This window comes from Leeuwenhoekiella sp. MAR_2009_132 (assembly GCF_000687915.1).
Lineage (GTDB): Bacteria > Bacteroidota > Bacteroidia > Flavobacteriales > Flavobacteriaceae > Leeuwenhoekiella.
Genome location: NZ_JHZY01000004.1, coordinates 759,354 through 782,365, shown reverse-complemented (window position 1 = coordinate 782,365; position 23,012 = coordinate 759,354). Strand labels below are relative to the sequence as shown.

16 protein-coding genes are annotated in these 23,012 nt (G+C 38.5%); 11 read left to right on the top strand and 5 right to left on the bottom strand.

Annotated features, from left to right (window positions below):
* Window positions 1-50 precede the first annotated feature (50 nt).
* Window positions 51-1,073 carry an aldo/keto reductase gene (locus P164_RS11750; RefSeq protein ID WP_028376573.1) on the bottom strand — a complete coding sequence of 341 codons (1,023 nt, stop codon included), beginning with the start codon at window positions 1,071-1,073 and terminating at the stop codon, window positions 51-53.
* A 210-nt stretch (window positions 1,074-1,283) separates the two neighbouring features.
* Between P164_RS11750 and P164_RS11745 the strand changes: the two genes are divergently transcribed.
* On the top strand, window positions 1,284-2,009 hold the full coding sequence (locus P164_RS11745) for a hypothetical protein (protein ID WP_028376572.1): 726 nt from the start codon (window positions 1,284-1,286) through the stop codon (window positions 2,007-2,009).
* Here P164_RS11745 and P164_RS11740 read toward each other — a convergent pair.
* From P164_RS11740 to P164_RS11725, 4 genes are all read right to left on the bottom strand, one after another.
* Window positions 2,006-2,893, bottom strand: coding sequence for a dienelactone hydrolase family protein (locus P164_RS11740; protein WP_028376571.1), 888 nt, complete (start codon window positions 2,891-2,893; stop codon window positions 2,006-2,008). The two genes, P164_RS11745 and P164_RS11740, sit on opposite strands and share 4 nt — an antisense overlap.
* Before the next feature lie 41 nt (window positions 2,894-2,934).
* Window positions 2,935-4,116 carry a hypothetical protein gene (locus P164_RS11735; RefSeq protein WP_028376570.1) on the bottom strand — a complete coding sequence of 394 codons (1,182 nt, stop codon included), beginning with the start codon at window positions 4,114-4,116 and terminating at the stop codon, window positions 2,935-2,937.
* Window positions 4,117-4,227: 111 nt separating this feature from the next.
* On the bottom strand, window positions 4,228-4,935 hold the full coding sequence (locus P164_RS11730) for a LytR/AlgR family response regulator transcription factor (protein WP_028376569.1): 708 nt from the start codon (window positions 4,933-4,935) through the stop codon (window positions 4,228-4,230).
* A complete protein-coding gene (locus P164_RS11725) occupies window positions 4,932-6,017 on the bottom strand; it encodes a sensor histidine kinase (protein WP_028376568.1) in 1,086 nt (361 codons plus the stop codon). The genes P164_RS11730 and P164_RS11725 overlap by 4 nt, the downstream gene beginning before the upstream one ends.
* Before the next feature lie 140 nt (window positions 6,018-6,157).
* Between P164_RS11725 and P164_RS11720 the strand changes: the two genes are divergently transcribed.
* The 10 genes from P164_RS11720 (at window position 6,158) to P164_RS11675 (ending at window position 22,911) form a co-directional block, all read left to right on the top strand.
* Window positions 6,158-8,413 carry a GH92 family glycosyl hydrolase gene (locus tag P164_RS11720; RefSeq protein WP_028376567.1) on the top strand — a complete coding sequence of 752 codons (2,256 nt, stop codon included), beginning with the start codon at window positions 6,158-6,160 and terminating at the stop codon, window positions 8,411-8,413.
* A 2-nt stretch (window positions 8,414-8,415) separates the two neighbouring features.
* A complete protein-coding gene (locus P164_RS11715; RefSeq protein WP_028376566.1) occupies window positions 8,416-10,287 on the top strand; it encodes a sodium:solute symporter family protein in 1,872 nt (623 codons plus the stop codon).
* A gap of 55 nt (window positions 10,288-10,342) precedes the next feature.
* Window positions 10,343-11,314, top strand: a complete 972-nt coding sequence (locus P164_RS11710) for a glycoside hydrolase family 130 protein (protein WP_028376565.1) — start codon at window positions 10,343-10,345, stop codon at window positions 11,312-11,314.
* 3 nt (window positions 11,315-11,317) lie between these two features.
* Complete coding sequence (locus P164_RS11705; RefSeq protein WP_035899793.1) at window positions 11,318-12,376, top strand: carbohydrate-binding family 9-like protein; 1,059 nt, start codon at window positions 11,318-11,320, stop codon at window positions 12,374-12,376.
* A 7-nt stretch (window positions 12,377-12,383) separates the two neighbouring features.
* A complete protein-coding gene (locus P164_RS11700; protein WP_028376563.1) occupies window positions 12,384-13,493 on the top strand; it encodes a putative glycoside hydrolase in 1,110 nt (369 codons plus the stop codon).
* 123 nt (window positions 13,494-13,616) lie between these two features.
* Entirely contained in the window at window positions 13,617-15,935 is a 2,319-nt protein-coding gene (locus P164_RS11695) for a family 20 glycosylhydrolase (RefSeq protein ID WP_028376562.1), read from the top strand.
* Window positions 15,936-15,951: 16 nt separating this feature from the next.
* Window positions 15,952-18,186 carry a GH92 family glycosyl hydrolase gene (locus P164_RS11690; protein WP_035899791.1) on the top strand — a complete coding sequence of 745 codons (2,235 nt, stop codon included), beginning with the start codon at window positions 15,952-15,954 and terminating at the stop codon, window positions 18,184-18,186.
* A gap of 211 nt (window positions 18,187-18,397) precedes the next feature.
* Window positions 18,398-20,329, top strand: coding sequence for a glucosamine-6-phosphate deaminase (nagB, locus tag P164_RS11685; protein WP_028376560.1), 1,932 nt, complete (start codon window positions 18,398-18,400; stop codon window positions 20,327-20,329).
* 71 nt (window positions 20,330-20,400) lie between these two features.
* The gene (locus tag P164_RS11680; RefSeq protein ID WP_028376173.1) at window positions 20,401-22,221 is read left to right on the top strand and encodes a sodium:solute symporter family protein; all 1,821 of its coding nucleotides are present in this window, start codon (window positions 20,401-20,403) and stop codon (window positions 22,219-22,221) included.
* A gap of 159 nt (window positions 22,222-22,380) precedes the next feature.
* Entirely contained in the window at window positions 22,381-22,911 is a 531-nt protein-coding gene (locus tag P164_RS11675) for a hypothetical protein (RefSeq protein ID WP_028376559.1), read from the top strand.
* The last annotated feature ends 101 nt before the right edge of the window (window positions 22,912-23,012 follow it).

The window sequence follows — 23,012 nt, the reverse complement described above, 5'->3', positions numbered from 1 at the left end:
ATTATAAAAAAAGCTCCTCAATTGAGGAGCTTTTTAGCTTAGATTGCTTTTTACTTTCTATACTCAGACTGTCGTTCTACCATCCACCCGGGATATAAATCAGGTTTAGCACTAACTGCATCAATTTTATCTAAATCATTTTTAGAAAGATTAATTTCAGTCGATTTTATATTGGAGTGTAATTGCTTGATTGTTTTGGCACCTATTATAGTGCTGGTTACTCCTTTTTGATGGCGTACCCAGGCTAAGGCAATTTCAGCAACAGTTACGTTATGAGCAATGGCGATTTCCTGCATAACATCTACAAGATTAAAAGCTTTGTCTTTGTTAATAGGTGGGAAGTCAAAGTCTGCACGTCGCGAGCCTTTTTCACTACTACCTTCACGAGCATATTTACCGGTTAGGAAACCACCTGCAAGTGGACTCCAGGGAAAGATTGCCAGATTGTGATCTGCTGCCATAGGTACAAGTTCGGTCTCGATATCACGCGTCACAGCAGAATAATAATACTGCAGCCCTATAAATTTTTGCCAGCCGTTGTATTTAGCAATCGCCTGTGCTTTTGCAACCATCCAAGCCGGCCAGTTACAAATAGCGATATAGCGTACTTTACCGGTTGCTATAATATCATTAAGCGTTTTTAGAATCTCTTCTACTGAAACTCTGGGGTCTACACCGTGCACATATAAAATATCTATGTGATTAAGCTGTAATCGTTTTAAACTGGCATCAACCGAGTTGAAAATATGATATCTAGAAAGCCCAACGTCATTGGGTTTTTGACTCATAGGGCCTAAAACTTTTGTTGCGATTACCACATCATCCCGTTTAGTGCCTAAATCTTTTAAGCCCTGTCCTAAGAGTTGTTCAGATTGCCCGAAAGAATATACATTAGCAGTGTCAATAAAGTTAATACCAGCATCAAAAACAGCTTTGAGCATCTCATTTACTTCTTTTTGATCAACTGCTGCGATTTTACTCCACATTCCTGCATTATCGCCACCAAAGGTCATTGTGCCAAAACACAGTTCTGATACCATTAGCCCGGTATCTCCCACATAATTAAATTTCATAAGGTTTGTTTTTCTTTAAAGTTAGGCAGGACAGCAGACTTCAGTTTTAAATTGAGGTTAAAGTTTGGGTTGAATTACCACGCTATTTTATCCTAGAGGTTTTTAAAAAAGCTAAACCATTTAAAAGTAGAACAATTCCTATTTTAGTCGAAAAATGGAACTTTATTTTTTGAAAAATTACTGTAGCTTTAGGAAGTTAATTAATATTAAATGAGGAATATAGTTGTAATTTTTACTTTTATCGGAGCTTTAATTAGCCAAAATCTTTGTGCACAGTTTGCAACACGCAACTTGTATAAAGAACAAGCCGCTGCGTCTTTTGTGCCTTTAAAATATACTGATGCTGATGGTGTAATTGTCACGGGTTATGGTTTTCCGGACCCTACGGCAGATAATTCTATTGTATTTTCTGAACACAAACCCGAAGGAAAAACAAAAAACTGGAAATCTGTAAAAGTGCGATATGTCGAATTATATCGAAAAAAAAATTTGATAGATGCCCTTAGAGAAGTAATGGGGAAACGCTATGTCGATTCACTTGTACCAAAGGAAAAGCAGGAAAAAGCAGCCGCTTCTACGGAGATTGATACCATTAGATTGTATTTTCTGCGAAAGATGAAAGGAGGTATTGGTAACGGCCTTAACGAACTCGTTTACGATTATGGAAACATACGTGTTTTTAGAGCGGTTAATTGGCAAGGCTATTACATGCCCCATAACCTGATCTTTATTCAGACCGGTGATGCTTCGGTTTATGATAGCGATACATACTTTCTCAATTACAATAATGAAAAAGCTTTTAAACGGTCTGCAGAAAGAATTTTCAGAGAATGTCCAGAGCTTTTAGAACAGGTTGAAACTGGTAATTACTATTCTAAACTTCCACAGAATTATAAAAAACTGGCTCAGGATTATCTCGAACTTTGCAAAGATTAAGAAGTCAAATGCTCTTTAAAAAATGCAATAGTACGTTCCCAGGCTAGTTCTGCAGCCTCTTTGTCATAGCGCGGGGTAGTGGTATTGTGAAAACCGTGATTTACATCAGGATAAACAAACACACCATATTCTTTATTGTATTCCTTCAGTTTAGCTTCGTATTCTGGCCAGCCTGCATTTATGCGTTCGTCTAAACCGGCATACTGCAAGAGTAAAGGCGCAGTAATTTTATCAATATCTTCGGTAGGTTGCCCGCCATAAAAGGGTACAGCTGCAGCAAGTGTAGGTACGTGTACCGCCATCATATTAGAGATAGAACCACCAAAACAAAAACCTACAACGCCCACTTTCCCGTTACAATCGGGATGATTTTTGAGTAACTCGTAGGCTGCGATAAAATCTTGAAGCATCTCACCGCTGTCGCGTTTGCGTTGCATCTCGCGTCCCTCATCATCATTGCCGGGATAACCTCCTAATGGGCTCAAGGCATCTGGCGCAATTGTTATAAAACCGGCAAGAGCTGCTCTGCGAGCGGTATCTTCGATATACGGATTAAGACCACGGTTCTCATGCACAACCACAATACCACCAAGTTTTACTGTTGCATCTTTAGGTTTTGATAGCAAAGCCTTTATCTCACCTCCACCTTTAGGTGAATTGTACGTAATAAATTGAGAATCGAGATTAGGGTCTTGAGGATCTACCAGCATGGTAGTTTTATAATCGGGCATTAAAAAGCTCATTAAAGCGGGTACTGTAATGCTTCCCACGGCAAATACAGATAATCGTTCTACAAATTGTCTGCGTTCTAATCTGTTATGAGCGTATGCGTCATACAGATCAAAAACTTCTTGTTTGATGTCTTCTTTTTTAAGCTTTTTCATAACCTTATTTTTAAATTTTACCGGGTTTCAAAACCTAGTTATTACTGCGTGATATACATTACTGCAGAGTCTTCAATGTATTTTGAAGGATTAAATACCGCATTAAAATTTGCGTTTACCTGATCTATACTGCCTTGTAATTCGCGTATTTTAGATCTAAACTCTTCCGCAAGTAATTCATTTTTAGAAAACTGAATTATCAATTCTTTATACTTCGCAATATTACTTTTCATACGTAATGTAAGCATTCCAAAGCGTTGACGTAGTGACTGGGTTTTGACCATAAATCGCTCAACTTCAGTAAGCCATTCTTTATTGTGGTCTTTTTCCATAGCGCCGATTTTTGTATTTATGGCTTTTCTGAAATTATTCTTTAAGGTCTCACGCTCACTGTCTAAGGTCGCATTTTGATATTGCTTTACCATATTCATATTAAGACCGTAATACGTAGCTTGTTCTTCTAAAAGGCGGTTGTATTCATTTTCAAGCTTATTGAGCTCGTCATTAATACTTTTCCACTCATTGTCTATAATACTTTGCTGCTGGCTAAACTGGCTCGCCGTATTTAATACGTTGAGCATTGCCGGGGTTTTATCGCGTAAATCTTTACTGGCGCCGCCTACAATTTCTAACGCAGAAGTGATGCCTGTAGAAAATGTTTGATATAAAGAGCCATAAAGAGGCACGTTGCTGGCAGGTTTATTTAGTACGGTTAAGCTGTTATTAATTAAATCTAACCAATTGTCTTTTCCTTTTTTACGCTCATACCAGTCTTGATATTCTTTAAACCAGCTCTCATAAGCCGCATAATTTGTGGGATTATTTATTGCTGCTATTTTACTGAAAAACTCTTGTGAAGAAAGTAGCAGGTTGCTGGGTTTAATATCCCGGTGAATGCTCATTAATTCTGTAAAAGCAAGCTGGCCGTTTAATTTTAACTGAATTTTTCTGGAATTCTCAAGTAGCGTAATACGATTTTCTTGCTTAGAAATAATACTGTCAAGGCTACCCAGGCGTTGACTCGTGCGATTAGGGTTGAGGTCTGAAAACTCGCCCTGAAGCGATTTAAGTTTAATCGCATTATCTTCTAATTGTCTGTTAAGGTTGAGTAAAAGAGAATCTCGTTCTTTTATAATTTGTGCAGATACCTGGTCTTGTGCAGTAACAGAATAGTTGAAGAAAGAACAAATAGCAAAGAAAAGCAGTTGTTTTGTGTATTGCATACAGTTAAAATTTTAAATCAAAAATAGCAAAATAACTTATGCTATTATGTTAACTGTTTGCAATGTAGAATCGCGGTCTCTTAATTTATTAAACTATTAATTGTCAATCTGCTAATTTCCTGTTTGATTGTGTAAAATAGCATTTTTTGCATCTTCTAAATAATTACGACCTATAGTGTAGCGCTTGTTTGCAATCTCAACACTATTGCCCTCTACAGCATCTACTTTAGTGATATTAGCTGTATAAGATCTGTGTATGCGTATAAATTTTGGAGCAGGTAACTCATCTGTAAAACTTCCTAATGTCTGGTGTACAACGTAGTTTCCGCTGGTGGTAATAATCTTTATATAGTCTTTGAGGCTTTCAATAAGAAGAATATCATCTAGATATACTTTCTTCATTTTTTTCTTATCTACTTTAACAAAAATAGAATCTGTATCTGCTTTAGGTTTCTGTTGTTCCTGATGTTTTGAAAGCGCCTTGTTTGTAGCTTTTAAAAACCGCGGAAACGAAATAGGTTTTACTAAATAATCTAAAACTTCGAGTTCAAAACCTTCTACGGCGTACTCTTCGTGTGCCGTGGTTAAAATAATCATTGGTTTTTTATCAAGGCTTTTTAGAAAACTCAAGCCATCTAAAACCGGCATATTAATATCTAGAAAAATTAAATCACAGGTATTTGTTCTCAAAAAATCAATACACGAGATTGCGTTGTCAAAAGTCTGAATAACAGCGAGTGTACTAAGTTTTGTGATGTGGTTCTTAATAACATTAATAGCCAGAGGTTCATCATCTATTATTACACATTGTAAACTCATAATAACTTCAATTTTAAAAATACTTTATATTCCCCGTCTTCTTCAAAGATTTTGAGATCATAATCCTGTGCTCCGTAGCCCAATTTAAGGCGTTTTTCAACATTTTCGATACCTATTCCGCCTGCATTTGGGATATTGTTTTTTAAATCCTTTTGAGGCAGGGTGTTACTCATACTAAAATAAAGAAAGTCTTCATCTATTTTAAGGTCTATTTTAATAGATACCATCCCAATATTTTTATTTGCACCATGTTTAAAACCATTTTCAATAAAATGAATAAGAAGCATAGGAGCGATTTTCTTCCCTTTAGGGTTACCGGTTATCTTAAAACTTAAATTGAGTTTGTGGTTGTACCGTATACGCTCCAGATCTAAATAGTTATTTATAAACTTAATCTCTTTTGCAAGAGACTGCCGTTTTTCTTTAGTCTCATAAAGTAGATACCGCATTAAATCTGATAATTTTAGAATGGTATCGGGAGTATTTTCAGACTTTTCTAAACTCAGAGAATAGATGTTATTGAGTGTATTAAAGAAGAAATGTGGTGAGATTTGTGACCTTAAAAACCGCAATTCTGTTTCTAATTGAGAGGCAGCAAGAGTGGCTGCCAGTTGGCGTTCCCGCATCCAGTCTATGGTTATTTTAATAGCCGTAACAAAAGAGATTACATACAGTTCGCCCAGCATCATAACTACGATGTAATTTACATTGAGACTTGTGGTTTCTTCAGGACCTTCGGGCCAGACATTATTGCTTATTAAGAAATAAGTGAGCTCATATTTTACTATAACCATTACAAAAATAGCAGCTATTAAACTCAGTATGAAAAAGGTATATTTTCGCTTATAGATGAAGATAGGAATGAGTACATAAATTGTAAAATATGACAAGGTCATATGTATGGGAAAGCCTAGTAAATTAGACTTAAACGAGTAGAAATAATCCTCATAATAACTGCCCCACCGCAAAAAGTTGAATAAGAAATAAACCAACCAGAAAATAACATGGTGCGAGCTGTTTATTTTATAGCCGGTAGTTGCATTTAGCAACAAATTATTCTTTAGTGTAGCGCTTAGGGCCATTGTTCAAAAATGAATTTTAAGCTGTTTAGCTTTTGAGAACTGTTGTTTGTCTAATAAAAAACTTAAACGGTTATAATATATTACATATTTATTAAAAATCTTAACAGTTGGCGCTGTCAAGACATAAAATAAGCTTACAAATGTTAAAAAATTCTATTTATATTTTACTTATAACTGCTTTTATTTCTTGCAATACCGAAGAAAAAAAAGAAGATGTTACAATACCGGTACTTGATCTTACAGCTTACGTAGATCCATTTATAGGTACAGGTGGTCACGGCCACACCTATCCGGGAGCTACAATGCCGTTTGGTATGGTACAGGTAAGTCCAGACAATGGTACAAATGGTTGGGACTGGTGTTCGGGGTATCATTATTCAGATTCTATCGTGTCTGGTTTTAGTCAGTTGCACTTAAGCGGTACCGGTATAGGTGATTTAGCAGATCTATTATTTATGCCTACGGCTAAAGAACTTGACCTAACCAAAACCTATACCAGTAGATTAGACCGTCCTTATATTTCAAAATACTCACACAAACGTGAAAGCGCTTCACCGGGCTACTATTCGGTTTATCTTGAAGATCCGCAAATTAAAGTAGGACTTACAGCGACACAGCGCACGGCGTTTCAAAAATACAATTATGAGGGTGCAGGAGAACCTTCAGTAGTACTCGATCTTGGTTTTGCGATTAACTGGGATGCGACAGTAGAGACAGCGATACACGTAGAAGATAAAAATACAATTAGCGGTTACAGACATACTACAGGTTGGGCAAAAAATCAAAAAGTTTTTTATGTGGCGACTTTCTCAAAACCTATTTCAAGATACCAATTAATACAGGATAAAAACATTCAGAAAGCAGATAGCGTTGTGGGTAAAAATACGGCGGCTCAATTCTTTTTTGATATAGACGGAAGTCGTGATGTTGAGGTCAAAATTTCGGTTTCTTCGGTGAGTGTTGCTAATGCCAAAGAAAATATGAAAGCTTCGGCTAACATGAATTTTGAACAGGCTAAAACTACAGCGCAACAAGTCTGGAATAAGCAGTTACAGCATATTGTTGTAGAAACCCCTACAGATTCTTTGAAGACAATTTTTTATTCGGCATTGTATCATACACAAATTGCGCCGGTAACTTTTAGTGATGTAAATGGAGAATTCCGTCAGGAAAATGACAGCATTGTAAAAGTAGATTTTACAGCATATTCTACGCTCTCGCTTTGGGACACTTTTAGGGCTGAAAACCCCTTACTTGCATTAATTCAACCCGATAAAACCACAGCTATAGTCAACTCTATGTTGGCCTATTATCAAGTACATAAGAGCTTGCCTGTATGGACACTTTATGGCAATGAAACCAATACCATGACAGGAAATCACGCGATACCTGTAATTACTGAAGCCTATTTTAAAGGTATTAAAGGTTTTGACGCAGAGAAGGCTTTTGAAGCGATGAAAAACACCCAAATGCGTGATGAGCGCGGTCTGGAGTATCTCAAAGAATTTGGGTACATACCTTATGATAAAATAGACGAGTCTGTAACCTATACGTTAGAATATGCTTATAATGACTGGTGTGTTGCTGAGATGGCTAAAGCATTAGGACATACTGAAGATTACGAGTATTTCTCAAAACGTTCTAAATCGTATGAGCGGTTGTATGATTCAGAAACTGGTTTTATGCGTGGTAAGTCTGCAGCTGGTGCGTGGCACATACCCTTTGATCCTAAGTTTTCTCAACATATGAAAAACACAGATTATACCGAAGGGAACGCATGGCAGCACAGTTGGTTTGTACTTCACGATACAGATAATTTTATAAAGCTGCATGGTGGTGCCGAACCATTTACTAAAATGCTGGAGCAGCTGTTTACAGAGAGTTCAGAAATTAAGGGGGATCATATATCTAATGATATCTCGGGCTTAATAGGGCAATATGCACACGGTAATGAGCCCAGTCATCACATCGCGTATTTATTTAATAAAGCCGGCAAACCCTGGAAAACGCAATACTGGATTAATCAAATTTTAAAAACACAATACAATACAACGCCTAATGGGTTGAGTGGTAATGAAGATGCCGGCCAGATGTCTGCCTGGTACGTATGGAGTTCTATGGGGCTTTATCCGTTAAATCCGGCAAGTGCGGCTTACGAAATAGGAAGCCCGATTTTTGAAAAATCAACTATTAATTTACCTAACGGAAAGACTTTCAGTATAATCGCACAAGGGGTTTCTGAAGCTAATTTTTACATTCAATCTGCAACACTTAATGGGGAGGTTTTCAATCAAACTCAAATTACACACGACCAACTTTTAAAAGGAGGCGAACTCAAGTTTGTGATGGGGTCTGCACCTAATAAAAAGTGGGGAGTAACTAAGCCGGTAAACTAAAGATGAACAGTATAGATGTACTAATTATTGTGGTTTATTTGCTGGCTACCATCGGTATAGGTGTGTGGGTGGCTAAGAAAGCTTCAAAAGGGTTAGACTCCTATTTCTTAGGGGGTAAAAGTATAAAATGGTACTATCTCGGGCTTAGTAATGGTTCTGGGATGTTTGATGTTTCGGGAACTGCCTGGATGGTGGGAATCTTGTTTTTATATGGCGTAAAAAGCTTCATGTTTATGTGGATGTGGCCCATATTTAATCAGATTTTTGTGATGATGTTTCTGGCCGTATGGATTAGAAGATCGGGCGTGATGACCGGTTCTGAATGGATTCTTTCTCGTTTTGGTGATGATAAAGCAGGCCGTGCCTCGCATCTTATTGTAGCCATATTTGCAGTAGTGGCTTCGGTAGGTTTTATCGCTTATTTCTTTGAAGGAGTAGGTAAATTTATGACCGTGATTCTCCCCTGGGATGTGAGTCTGGTGATCGCAGAAATGCAGCTTTTAAATTCCGAACAGGTATATGCGCTCGTGCTTATTTTCTTAACTACCATTTATACGATTAAAGGCGGAATGTTCTCTGTGGTTTCTACTGAAGTATTGCAGTTTGGTATTATGGTATTGGCAGGTGTTCTGGTAGCAGGATATACTTTTTATGCATTTACAGATGCGCAGGTAACTGCGCTTATTCCTGCAGAATGGTCTAATGTGGCATTTGGTAGTGAGCTCACCGGTTTTTGGGCGGGTGACTTTGAAAGTTTTAATGCACTAATAGATTCACAAGGCTATAAGATGTTTGGAGCCTTTGTGGGAATGAGTTTGTTTAAAGGAATTTTTGCAAGTATTGCAGGGCCTACACCCAGTTATGACATGCAGCGTATTTTATCAACCCGTACGGTAAAAGATGCTGCCTATATGAGCGGATTTACAAATCTAGTACTGTTTATTCCCAGGTATTTAATGATTGCGGCAATTGTATTATTAGGTCTTGTATTTATTGCTCCAGAACTTGCTGCGCGAGGTGGTATTAGTGGTAATGATCTTGAAGTAATCTTACCGCAGGTTATTAATAATCACGTTCCCGTAGGAATTAAAGGATTAATGCTCGCAGGGCTACTTGCTGCATTTATGTCAACGTTTTCAGCATTTGTAAATGCAGGACCCGCCTACATCGTAAATGATATTTATAAAAAATACTTTAAACCAGAAGCTTCAGATAATCATTATGTAAAAGCGAGTCATATCGCCTCTTTCGCAGTGGTGATTCTTGGTGTTATAATGGGCTTTTTTGCAGATTCTATAAACTCAATCACCTTATGGATTACGAGTGCACTTTATGGAGGTTATGTAGCCGCCAATTTCTTAAAGTGGATCTGGTGGCGTTTTAACGGTTGGGGATATTTCTGGGGAATGCTTACAGGACTAATTGTAGCTACTTTACAATATATTATAGATCAGGGAGCGTCGGGATATGAAGAAGGTTCACTATTGTATCAATATGCACAAATTCCTGCTATATACTTATTCCCGGTAATATTTGGATTTTCACTTTTAGGTTCATTTTTAGGAACTTATTTTACACCACCTACGGCTATTGCAACTCTTAAAAGTTTTTATACATCGGTGCATCCCTGGGGCTGGTGGAAACCGGTACGGGAACAACTTACCGAAACCGAACAGGTAGGTAAGAATAAGGATTTTGGTATAGATATGCTCAACTGTGCAGTAGGTATAATATGGCAGTCGAGTATGATTTTACTGCCTATTTTTCTTGTAGTAAGAGATTATAATAAAACAGCGATAAGCCTTTTAATATTTGGAATCACGACACTAATATTAAAATTTACCTGGCTCGATAAGGTCAAAAAATTAGATTAATATAAAACAATTAAAATGCCTTTTAATAAGGATTAATGATAAGATAAATACGATTATGAGTACAACCCAAATCCCCTGGCAAGATAGACCCGCAAACAATACAGATGTAATGTGGCGTTATGATGCAAACCCAATTATAGATCGTTATGCCATCCCAAGTTCTAACAGTATTTTTAACTCTGCTGTAGTTCCTTTTGGCGACGGCTATGCGGGTGTTTTTAGATGTGATAATAAAGCAGTGCAAATGAATATTTTTGCAGGTTTTAGTAAAGACGGAATCAACTGGGATATCAATCACGATCCTATTCAATTTGGCGCTGGTAATACCGAAATGATTGAGTCTGATTACAAATACGATCCGCGCGTGTGTTTTATTGAAGACCGCTACTGGATTACCTGGTGTAATGGCTATCACGGCCCAACTATAGGTATAGGTTATACTTTTGATTTCAAAGAATTTTTTCAGTGCGAAAATGCCTTTCTCCCTTTTAACCGTAATGGTGTTTTATTTCCACAGAAAATAAATGGTAAATATGCTATGTTGAGCCGTCCTAGCGATAATGGGCATACGCCTTTTGGTGATATTTACATCAGCTACAGCCCCGATATGAAATACTGGGGAGAACACCGTTGTGTGATGAAAGTAACTCCGTTTGTAGACAGTGCCTGGCAGTGTACAAAAATTGGAGCAGGGCCAGTGCCTATTTTGACCGATGAAGGCTGGTTGTTGTTTTACCATGGAGTAATTAATACCTGTAATGGGTTTAGGTATTCGGTAGGAGCGGCATTACTAGATATAGACAATCCAGATAAAGTATTATACCGCAGTCAGCCGTATTTGTTGGCTCCGGCAGCACCTTATGAATTGGTAGGCGATGTGGCAAATGTATTGTTTCCGTGTGCCACCTTGCATTCTATAGAAGAAGATAAAGTGGCATTATATTATGGAGCAGCAGATACGGTAACTTCGGTGGCTTTTGGTAAATTGAGCGAAATCATCGACTTTGTAAAAACTAATAGTCTTTAAATTATGCTGAAATACAGCTTTACACTTTTAACTCTTCTTGCTGGTTTTTCGGGCGTAGCCCAAAAAAATATACCCCGTTCTTATGTTGCGCATCATATTGAAGCGCCGGTAATTATAGATGGTAAAGGGGATGAAGCGGTGTGGCAGCAAGCAGAATTTTCTGAAGAGTTTATTGATATTGAAGGTGTGAAAACCCCAAAATATCAAACCCGGGTCAAAATGTTGTGGGATGATGAGAATCTGTATTTCTATGCAGAATTAAAAGAACCGCACATTTGGGCAACCCTTAAACAACGCGATACCGTAATATTCTACAATAACGATTTTGAAATATTTATAGACCCCGATGGGGATACGCATAACTACTACGAGTTTGAAATGAACGCACTCAATACGGTATGGGATTTATTGCTGGTCAAACCGTATCGCGAGTCTGCTCCGGTTTTAGATAGTTGGGATATACAGGGATTACAATCTGCGGTATCTATTAATGGTACTTTAAATGACCCTCGTGATATAGATACAAGCTGGAGTGTAGAAATAGCTATCCCTTGGACAGTTTTGACCGAAGCAAGCGGATCAAATGATTTACCAATAGATAAATTTTGGCGAATCAATTTTTCTCGAGTAAACTGGGATCACACTTTAGAAAATGGAAAATACAGCCGGAAAAAAGATGCTTCTGGCAATTTTCTGCCTGAATATAATTGGGTTTGGTCACCGCAAGGAGTGATCAATATGCATGAACCCGAGCATTGGGGCTATGTATATTTTTCCGCTAAACCACCTACTGAAAAAGTTGTGTTTACAATTCCTCAGGACGAGAAAATACGTTGGAAATTATATGAGTTGTACCGAAAGCAAAAAGCTTATTTTTCAAAAAATAAAGTTTGGGCAACCCATTTAAAAGAGCTGCAGGCGCAGACATTTAAGCTAGAAACTAAAACAATTACACCAGTATTAGAAAACCATACGTACGGCTGGTCAATAACAGTAGAAAGTCCGTTCTCTAATGCGGTGTACAGCATACGAGAAGACGGGAACTATTCAAAAATTAAATAATACAACTATGAGATTAAAACATCTATTTATGATGCTTGTAGCTATCGTTGCTACGACCTCTTGCATAGACAATATGCATCCTAAAGAGAACAAGAAAAAAGCAGAAGAAGTAACAGAGACGGCTAAAGATTTTAAATTCTGGACTTGGATGACTGCAGATGCCAGCCGTACTGATGAGTCGTACACGACAGAATTTAAAAAATACAGTGATAATGGTATTGATGCTGTTTTAATTAATACCAATGCAGATGCAGATTTGCTGGGGCGATTAACTCCTTTAGCAGTTAACGAAGGTCTTGAAGTTCACGCGTGGATGTTTACAATGAACCGCCCCGGAGATTCTATTGCAATGCAGCATCCAGAGTGGTATGTCGTAAATCGTAATGGTGAGTCTAGTTTTGAAACCCGCCCTTATGTAGATTACTATCAGTTTTTATGTCCTACCCGTAAAGAATCTAGAGAGCATGTTTTAGGTTTAATTGACAAGATGAGTAAAGTAGAAGGTGTGACGAGTTTTCACCTGGACTACATACGTTTCCCAGATGTGTTTTTGCCTATAGGTTTGTTGCCTAAATATGACCTTGTACAGGATGAGGAGCTTGCAGAATATGATTTCTGCTATTGTGATTCTTGTATAGCAAAGTTTGAAGAGGAGCATCATAAAAACCCGCTAGAATCTCACAATACTGCAATTGATATGGAGTGGAAACAATTCCGTTTAAATCAAATAAAAGCAGTGGTTGATGATGCCTATAAAATTGTTCATGAAAATGGAAAGTTACTTACCGGGGCGGTTTTTCCATACCCCGAAATGGCAGACCATATGGTACGCCAGCGTTGGGATAAATGGAACATAGATGTGGTATTGCCTATGATTTATAATAACTTTTATAATGAAGAGATAGATTGGATAGGTTTTGCAACCCGCCAGGGAGTTAAAGATCTTGAAGGATCCAAAACGGAATTGCATACCGGTATATATGTTCCGGAAATGAGTCCGGAGCAATTAGCAGAAGCTATACAACAAGCTAAAGATAACGGCGCAAAAGGAGCCGCTTTTTTTGACGGAAACGCGTTAACAGATGAGCAATTAGCTGTAATTAAAGCTGCAAACTAAAACTCATTTTTAAGGCAAAAAATTGGTTTTAAAACTAAATCTGAATTTACAAAGGTTCTCTGGCAGTCTTGTAATTTCAGATTTGGCTTTTTAAGAGGTTTTAAAAATGCTTAAACGTATGCTATGAAAGAAAATTATTTTTTAATCGGTTTGCTTGTTTTGTTTTTTTTGAGTTGTGACCAGCAGAAAGAACCGGTTTTTAAATCTGAAGATCTGGCATTAATCCCGCAACCGCAAAAGCTTACATTAAACCCGGGAAGCTTTCAATTTACTGAAGCAACCGTTTTTGTGATTTCAGACAGTTTACAGTCGGTTACAACTGCATTTCGTAATAAATTTAAATCAAGTGCCGGTTGGAATTTAGAAATACAACAGCAAGCTCCTGCTGCTAATTATGTGCAATTTACCGTTGATAAAAATCTAAAAACCGAAGCCTATTCCTTAACTGTAACTTCTGAGTTTATAGATATCAAAGCTGCTTCTTCCGCAGGTTTTAGATATGCTTTAGAAACTTTACGCCAACTGCTTCCGGTTCATATTGAACAAAAACAAGTAGGAGAAAAAGATAGTTTTTATATTCCGAATCTTGCAATAGAAGATGCGCCATGCTTTAAGTGGCGCGGTTTAATGCTTGATGTTTCCAGACATTTTTTTGAGAAGGATTACATTTTAAAAACTATAGATCGCCTTGCGATGCTAAAAATGAATACGCTGCATCTGCATCTGGTAGACGATCAGGGATGGCGCATTGAAATTAAGAAATATCCCAAACTTACCGAGGTAGGAGCCTTTAGAGTAAATCAGGAAGACAAGCATTGGAACGCCAGATCAGAAAATAATTCTGATGAGAACGGTACGTATGGCGGGTTTTATACGCAGGAAGATATAAAAGAGATCGTAGCATATGCTACACAACGCGGAATAACAGTAGTTCCCGAAATTGAGATGCCGGCTCACGTGATGAGTGCTATCGCATCATATCCATTTTTATCCTGTACACAGCAATCTATAGGTGTGCCCAGTGGTGGGGTATGGCCTATTACCGAGATTTACTGTCCCGGAAAAGAAACTACTTTCAAATTTTTAGAAGAGGTACTTAGCGAAGTAATGCCGCTTTTTCCATCAAAATACATACACGTGGGTGGTGATGAAGCCACAAAGACAAACTGGGAAACCTGTCCCGATTGCCAGCGTCGTATGAAAGAAGAACATCTGGTAGATACCGACGAACTCCAAAGTTATTTTATGAAACGTATGGAGCAATTTCTGGAAGCTAATGATAAGGTGTTAATAGGTTGGGATGAGATTCTTGAAGGTGGTTTGCCACCATCTGCAACGGTTATGAGTTGGCGTGGTACAAAAGGAGGCTGGGAAGCTTCAAAGGCAGGTCACGATGTGATAATGACTCCCGAAAATCCGATGTATTTTAATTTTTATCAGGGCAATCCTGATGTAGAGCCCTTAGCCTTTGATGCGATGAACACCCTTGAGCAGGTGTATGATTTTTCACCTGTAATAGACTCAATGAGCGTAAGTCAAAAAAATCACGTGCTGGGTGCACAGGCTAATTTATGGTCGGAGTATATCACCACGCAAGATGACTCTGAGTATATGATTTTTCCGAGGATAACAGCGCTTGCAGAAGTGCTTTGGTCTGCTAATTCTAAACCGGGATGGGAAGACTATACTTCGCGGCTACAACGCTTTTTGCCACGTTTAGATGCTTTAGGAGTTAATTATTCGCGTAGCGTTTATAATGTGGAAGCAACTGCAGAACGCGACACAGTCTTTGGCGGAATTCGTTTAGCGCTTGCTTCAGAAATGCCTCAGGCATCAGTATTGTATGCGCTAGATAACGAAGAGCTAAATGCTAATGCTAAAGTTTATAATGAGCCATTTACGATAGATTCTACAACCACACTTACTGCAGCAGTTTTTGAAAATGGAGCCCCCGCAGGTCGCGTTTTATCTAAAACATTTAATTTTCATAAAGCAGCAGGTGCTACAGTTACATTGGTAGAACAACCGCACAGAAACTACCGGGGAGCAGGTGGTGCGACATTAGTTAATGTGCTACGCGGTTCTAAGAATTTTCACGACGGGCAATGGCTGGGCTGGTTAGCCACACCTGTAACGCTGCTTATAGACCTCAATGAGGTTAAAGAATTTTCTAAAGTACGTATAGGAGTTTTAGAAAATCAAGGTGCGGGCATTTATTTCCCATCAGATTTTAAAGTTTCAGTGTCAAAAGATTCGATTAATTATGCAACAGTTGGTCAGTTAGAACACCTATTTAAAGCCAATGGGGCATCAACATTAAAAACATTTACAGTAGACACTAAAGTGCAAAAGGCACAATTTATAAAAGTAGAAATCACTACGTATATTCCAGAAAATAAAAGAGGAGTTTTTACCTTTTTAGACGAAATATTAGTGGAATAATCCCAAAAATAAGGATATGATATTGAACAAGAAAACACTGCTGCTCGTTAGTTTAATCTCTGTGTTTTTCGCGAATGCGCAAGAAGTAGATTATACCCAATATGTAAATCCATTTATAGGGACTTCTAATTTTGGAGCTACAAATCCAGGAGCAATTGCACCACGCGGTATGGCAAGTGTTTCCCCTTTTAACGTAGCAGGAAAACAAAATACATTAGAAAAAGACAGCCGCTGGTTGTCTAACCCATATGTGAGTGAGAACACGTTTTTAACGGGGTTTAGCCACGTAAATATGAGCGGTGTAGGCTGCCCAGATTTAGGTGTTATTTTAAGTATGCCTACCACAGGTGCGCTCGAAACAGATTATTTAAAATACGGAACAACCTATAAAAATGAAGTTGCAAAACCCGGTTATTATGGGGTAGAACTTGATAAATATGCTATTAAAACAGAGTTGACTGCTAGTACGCGTGTAGGTGTGAGTCGCTATAGTTTTCCCGCAGGGAAATCTAATATTCTGCTCAATTTAGGATTGGGGCTTACTAACGAACACGGGGCAATGCTAAAAATTAATTCGGCTAATGATGTAGAAGGCTATCGTATGGTAGGTTCATTTTGCTACAACAATGCAGAGGGCGCCTATCCTGTTTATTTTGTCGCGCGCCTTTCCACCGAAGCAAAAGATTATGGTATTTGGGATAAACCCGAAAAATACAAAGGCGTAGAAGCCGAGTGGATGACGTATAATGGCAAGACCCGTATTAAAGAAAAGTTTATGCGAGAGATCGTGGGAGATAGCATAGGTGCTTATTTTAGTTATGATTTTGAAGCGCCAACACAAGTGGTTATGAAAGTAGGTATCTCATATGTGAGTATTGATAATGCGCGTGAAAATCTGGATGCCGAAGTAGGTGATGCTACTTTTGATGAGGTGTATAAAAAAACGCAAAAAGCCTGGAATGATAAATTAAATGTGGTTGAAGTTACCGGCGACAACACCGATGATAAAACTATTTTCTATACGGCTTTGTATCATACGCAGGTAGCTCCCAGTATCTTAAATGATAGTAATGGGGAATATCCGGCGATGAAAACCCGTGCTGTAAAGCATACAGATGGCACGCGGTATACCGTGTTTTCGCTTTGGGATACGTATCGCAACTATCATCAATTAATGAGTTTGTTATATCCACAAGAGCAATTAGATATGGTGAATTCAATGCTCGATATTTATGATCAGAATGAATGGTTGCCTAAATGGGAGCTTAATGCTACCGAAACTTTTACGATGGTGGGCGATCCTGCTGCTGTAGTTCTTGCAGATACCTATTTACGAGGCATTAAAGATTTTGATATCAATAAGGCTTACGAGGCTATGCTAAAAAGTGCCGATACTCGTGAGAATAATCCGTTGCGTCCCGGTCTAGGCGAGTATATAGATAACGGGTATGTAAGTGTAGATTCGCATATAAAAGGCCCTGTTTCTACCACTCAAGAATACAATATAGCCGATTTTGCGATTGCGCAATTAGCAGAATCTTTGGGTAAAAAAGAGGATGCTAAGCGCTTTAAAAAACGATCACTTTCTTATAAGAAATTATACAATAAAGAGAGCCGTTTTTTACAACCTAAAATGCTTGATGGCAGCTGGTATACACCATTTGACCCGTTAGCGGGCGCAAATTTTACAGAAAATCCGGGTTTTATAGAAGGCAACGCGTGGCAGTATTTATTTATGCAACCGCATGATATTAACGGAATGATTAAGTTAATGGGTGGTGCAAAAGCTTTTGAAGAAAAACTGGATGCGGTTTTTAGTGAGCAACAATTTGATATGGCAAATGAACCCGATATTGCTTATCCGTTTTTATACAATTACCTGCCTGGTAAGTCGCACAAGACACGAGAGAAAGTTGCTTCGTTAATTGATACCTATTTCACCAATAAGCCGGCAGGATTACCGGGTAATGAAGATACCGGTACAATGAGTGCCTGGTTAATTTATGCAATGATGGGATTTTATCCTATGACGCCTGCAGATCCTATGTACACCCTGTCTGAACCCCAATTTGAGACTATTACAATTCACCTAAACTCAGATTTTTATTCTGAAAAATCATTGTTGATCGAAAGGAAAAGTGATGCAACAACAGATATGGATGCAAATTTTAAAATTGATGGTAAGCCTTTAAAAGACAATTTTATCTCTCATAAAAATTGGGTGAAGGCAGGCCACGTAATTTTTGAATAAATACTACTGTCGTAAATACACGAAATAAATTTTAAATAACCCAAATGTTATTTAGACCTTTAGAATCGTTGTCTATCGAATCTTTTTTGAAAATATTAAGATAAATTAGAATTTCATATCAGAAAATTAAAAGTCTTCTTTTAGTATGAAAGAGGTTTTTAAAACAGTTATTGAATATTAGTTTTTAGCAGAACTATTTAGCAGAATCATTATGGAAACAAGCGTTAAGAATTCGACACTTATAAATTATGAACCGGCGGGTAAATTTGAAGAGACCCGTTTTGAAAAAATCCACAACATCAGCTTTTCGCGGTCTGGTGAAGCTTCGGTTATCGTAGCACACGAGATTGCAGATTTAATTCGTAGTAAAGCAGCTGCGGGAGCACAGTGTGTGTTAGGTTTAGCAACCGGTTCATCGCCTATTAATGTGTATGCTGAGTTGGTGCGTATGCATAAGGAAGAAGGTTTAAGTTTTAAAAACGTTGTAACCTTCAATCTTGATGAATACTGGCCTATGGATAAGTCTGATGTACAGAGTTACCATTATTTTATGCACGAGCATTTATTCAATCATATAGACATTCCTGCAGAAAATGTAAATATTCCTGATGGTACAATTGCTCAGGAAGCGATTAAACCCTATTGCATTGGTTATGAAGCTAAAATAAAAGCCGCTGGTGGATTAGACTTTCAACTCTTAGGCATAGGTAGGACGGGTCACGTAGGTTTTAATGAGCCGGGCTCGCATTTTAATTCGGGTACCCGAATGATTACTTTAGATTATTTAACCCGTGCAGATGCTGCAGGTTCATTTAGAGGTATTTCTAATGTTCCTAAAAAAGCCATCACGATGGGAATCAATACAGTGCTTAATGCAAACCGTATTGTGCTCTTAGGTTGGGGACAAAATAAAGCCGAGATTTTAAAAGAAACTATAGAAGGAGAAATCTCTTCTACGGTTCCTGCAACGTACTTACAGGAACACGATAACACCACGTTTGTACTGGACGACGCCGCAGCTTCAGAACTTACCCGAGTAAAAACGCCGTGGCTGGTAGGTACCTGTGACTGGACTAAAGAACTTACTGCAAAGGCTGTTTTTTGGCTTTGCCAAAAAACAAACAAAACAATATTAAGTCTTACCGATAAAGATTACAACGACCATGGTATGTCAGACTTACTGGCGTTACAGGGCTCTGCATACAACCTGAACATAGAGATGTTCAACAAGTTGCAACATACGATTACCGGCTGGCCGGGAGGTAAACCGGGAGCAGACGATACTAACCGTCCTGAGCGTGCTACCCCAGCCAAAAAACGAATAATAATTTTTAGTCCGCATCCTGATGATGATGTAATCTCTATGGGAGGCACTTTTGACCGTCTGGTAGAACAGGGACACGAAGTGCATATCGCTTATCAAACCAGTGGAAATATTGCAGTAAGCGATACCGAAGCCTTGAAATTTGCTGAAGTAGCCGCACAATTGGGTAATAACGATTGTGAGCGTTTCAGTAAAATTGCAGAGCAAATTAAAAACAAGCAGCGTAATGAAGTAGATCCTCTAGAAGTACGCCAGTTAAAAGGCTTAATCAGGCGTTGTGAATCTCTGGGAGCTACACGATTTGAAGGCGTTGCAGACGAGCAGGTGCACTTTTTAAACCTTCCGTTTTACGAGACAGGAAGCATTAAGAAAAACCCAATGTCGCAGCAGGATGTTGCTGTGGTAAACGAGCTTATTTCTACAGTAAAACCGCATCAGATTTATGCTGCGGGCGATCTCGCCGATCCCCACGGAACCCACAAAGTCTGTCTTGATATTATTTTTGAATCCCTCGAGCAGCTCAAAAAAGAAGCGTATATGAGCGATTGCTGGGTGTGGTTGTACCGCGGTGCGTGGCACGAGTTTGAAATGCACGAGATTGAAATGGCCGTACCTATGAGCCCGGATCAGGTGCTTAAAAAACGACAGGCGATATTTTACCACCAGTCTCAAAAAGACGGAGTAATGTTTCAGGGAGAAGATTTACGCGAATTTTGGGTACGTGCAGAAGACCGAAACAAAGAAACGGCTCAGAAATACAGAGATTTAGGACTGGCACAATATGCCGCAATGGAAGCTTTTATGCGCTATCATTTCTAAAAAGAATACTGAAAATAGCATCAGTTAAAGAATCTAAAATAGTAATAACAATACCAATAATAATAGATAGTATGGTAGCTCTAGAAACGCTTGATTATGCCATTATCATCAGCTTTTTTGCAATCACTTTAATCATAGGATTACTGGTCGCAAAAAAATCAGGTAAGAGCTCTTCAGAATATTTTTTATCGGGTAGAAATATGCCGTGGTGGTTACTGGGAATCTCGATGGTTGCCACTACATTTTCTACAGATACACCTAACTTGGTTACTGATATTGTACGTAATCAGGGAGTAAGTGGTAACTGGGTGTGGTGGGCTTTTCTAATCACCGGTTTGCTTACCGTATTTGTATATGCTAAGCTTTGGCGTAAATCTGGGGTAAATACAGATATTGAATTTTACGAATTGCGTTATGGTGGCAAACCTGCAAAGTTTTTACGCGGATTTAGAGCTATTTATTTAGGCGTTATTTTTAATGTTTTGGCGATGAGTGCTGTGACTTTGGCGGCGATAAAAATCGGTCAAATTATGTTAGGGTTGAGTCCGTTAGAAACTATAGGCTATGCAGGATTGGTAACGGTTATTTTTAGTACCATTGGCGGTTTCAAAGGAGTGGTTTACACCGATTTTATTCTCTTTTTTGCCGCTATGGCAGGAGGAATAGGAGCTGCGTATTACTGTGTGAATCTACCAGAAGTTGGCGGTATGAGCGGACTGATGACACATCCTGAAGTTATAGATAAACTAGCTATTCTGCCAGACTTTAGTGATACAAGTTTAGTGGTTACCTTACTTATTATTCCGCTTGCGGTACAGTGGTGGAGCGCGTGGTATCCCGGGGCAGAACCCGGTGGCGGTGGATATATCGCTCAGCGTATGCTGGCTGCAAAAGATGAAAATCACGCAATAGGCGCTACCTTTTTCTTCAACGCTTTGCATTATGCATTACGCCCGTGGCCGTGGATTTTAGTAGCCTTAGCTTCTCTAGTTGTATATCCTGATATTGCTAGTATTCACGAGGCATTTCCCAACATTGTAGAAAGTAAACTGGGAGATGATTTAGCCTATTCGGCGATGCTAACTAAGTTACCAACAGGCTTATTAGGACTGGTTATGGCTTCGTTAATTGCAGCTTATATGTCGACCATATCAACGCATTTAAACTGGGGATCGTCGTATGTGGTAAACGATTTTTATGCCCGCTATGTTAAGAAAGAAGCCTCTCAAAAAGAACTGGTAAATGTAGGTCGAATTTCTACCGTAATGTTAATGGTAGTGAGTTCGGCACTGGCACTGGTGCTTACTAACGCGTATCAGTTATTCAATATAATTTTGATGTTTGGAGCGGGTACCGGACTTATATTTATCCTGCGTTGGTTCTGGTGGAGAATCAATGCGTGGAGCGAAATCTCGGCAATGTTTTCTTCCGGAGTAATTTCAATACTATTTAATTTTAGTCCGTTAGGCTTGTTGTTATTTGGTACTACCCAAGAAGATGGGATGCTTCCAAACTGGTCAACCTATCCGCTGATCGTATTGTTAACGACCGTAGTGTGGGTTGCGGTTACCTTTTTAACCAAACCTGAAAAAGACAAAACCTTATTTGATTTCTACAAGCAAACGCAACCCGGTGGACCGGGCTGGCAACGCATTATTCAGCGAGCCAGTAAAGAAGGAAATAATTTAATTACCAATACCCAAAAGTGGTCTGTGCCAGCAGGAATACTAGCCACTTTGGTAGGTTGCGTTACTATATATGGTGCACTGTTTAGCACCGGCTACTGGATATACGGGTACTTTACTCAAGCCACGATCTTAACAGCACTCACGCTTATTTCAACCTTAGTTCTGGTAAAACTATGGAAGCGCATAAAAACGCGAGTTTTTTGAGTTTTTTTTAAATTTGTTTCTGGTTAAAAAGCGTTCGAAAGAGCGCTTTTTTTTTTCTAGCTCTTAACTGTGCTGCTTTTCTTTTGAGACATTAATTAATTTAACGCAACTAAAAGCAGTTTGCTGCATCTACAAGATGCAATCAAAAATCAAACAGTTATGAAACCCTATTATTATTTAATCGTTTTTCTGGTATTCAATACGACGTTAATTTCGTGTGCTTCTGACGATGATTTAAATTTTAATAGTGAATATAAGACCAGCTTTAAGAGCTGGTTGACTTTTAAAAATGAGTCTGCTAACACCTATAAATATGTAGTAGGTGGAGGCTCGGTTTTTACAGATTACTCCTGGGAAACTACAATTACAGTTACAAATGGGATGGTCACTCAGCGTGATTTTTCTTATGTGGGTGGCAGTCCCAATACTCTTCCCGAAGATCAGAAACAGTGGTCTGAAACTGAAACTACGTTAAATACACACGAAGATACACCGGCAGCTGCTACGTTAACTTTAGATGAAATTTATACTAAAGCGGTTCAGAAATGGCTCGTGAAGCAAAAAGGCTTTACCTCATATTTTGAAGCCAAGAATAACGGCTTAATTTCATTAGCCGGTTATGTTGAAGATAACTGTGCAGATGATTGTTTTATTGGAGTTCGAATTTTAAGCATTACTGCTCTGGATTAAATTTAAAGTTTCAGCAGAAGGTTTAAGTTTTAGATGTCGTAATTATTTCTGAGTTAAACATTCCCTTGTATTTAAGTTCTACCAATTCTGGTTTTAAATAG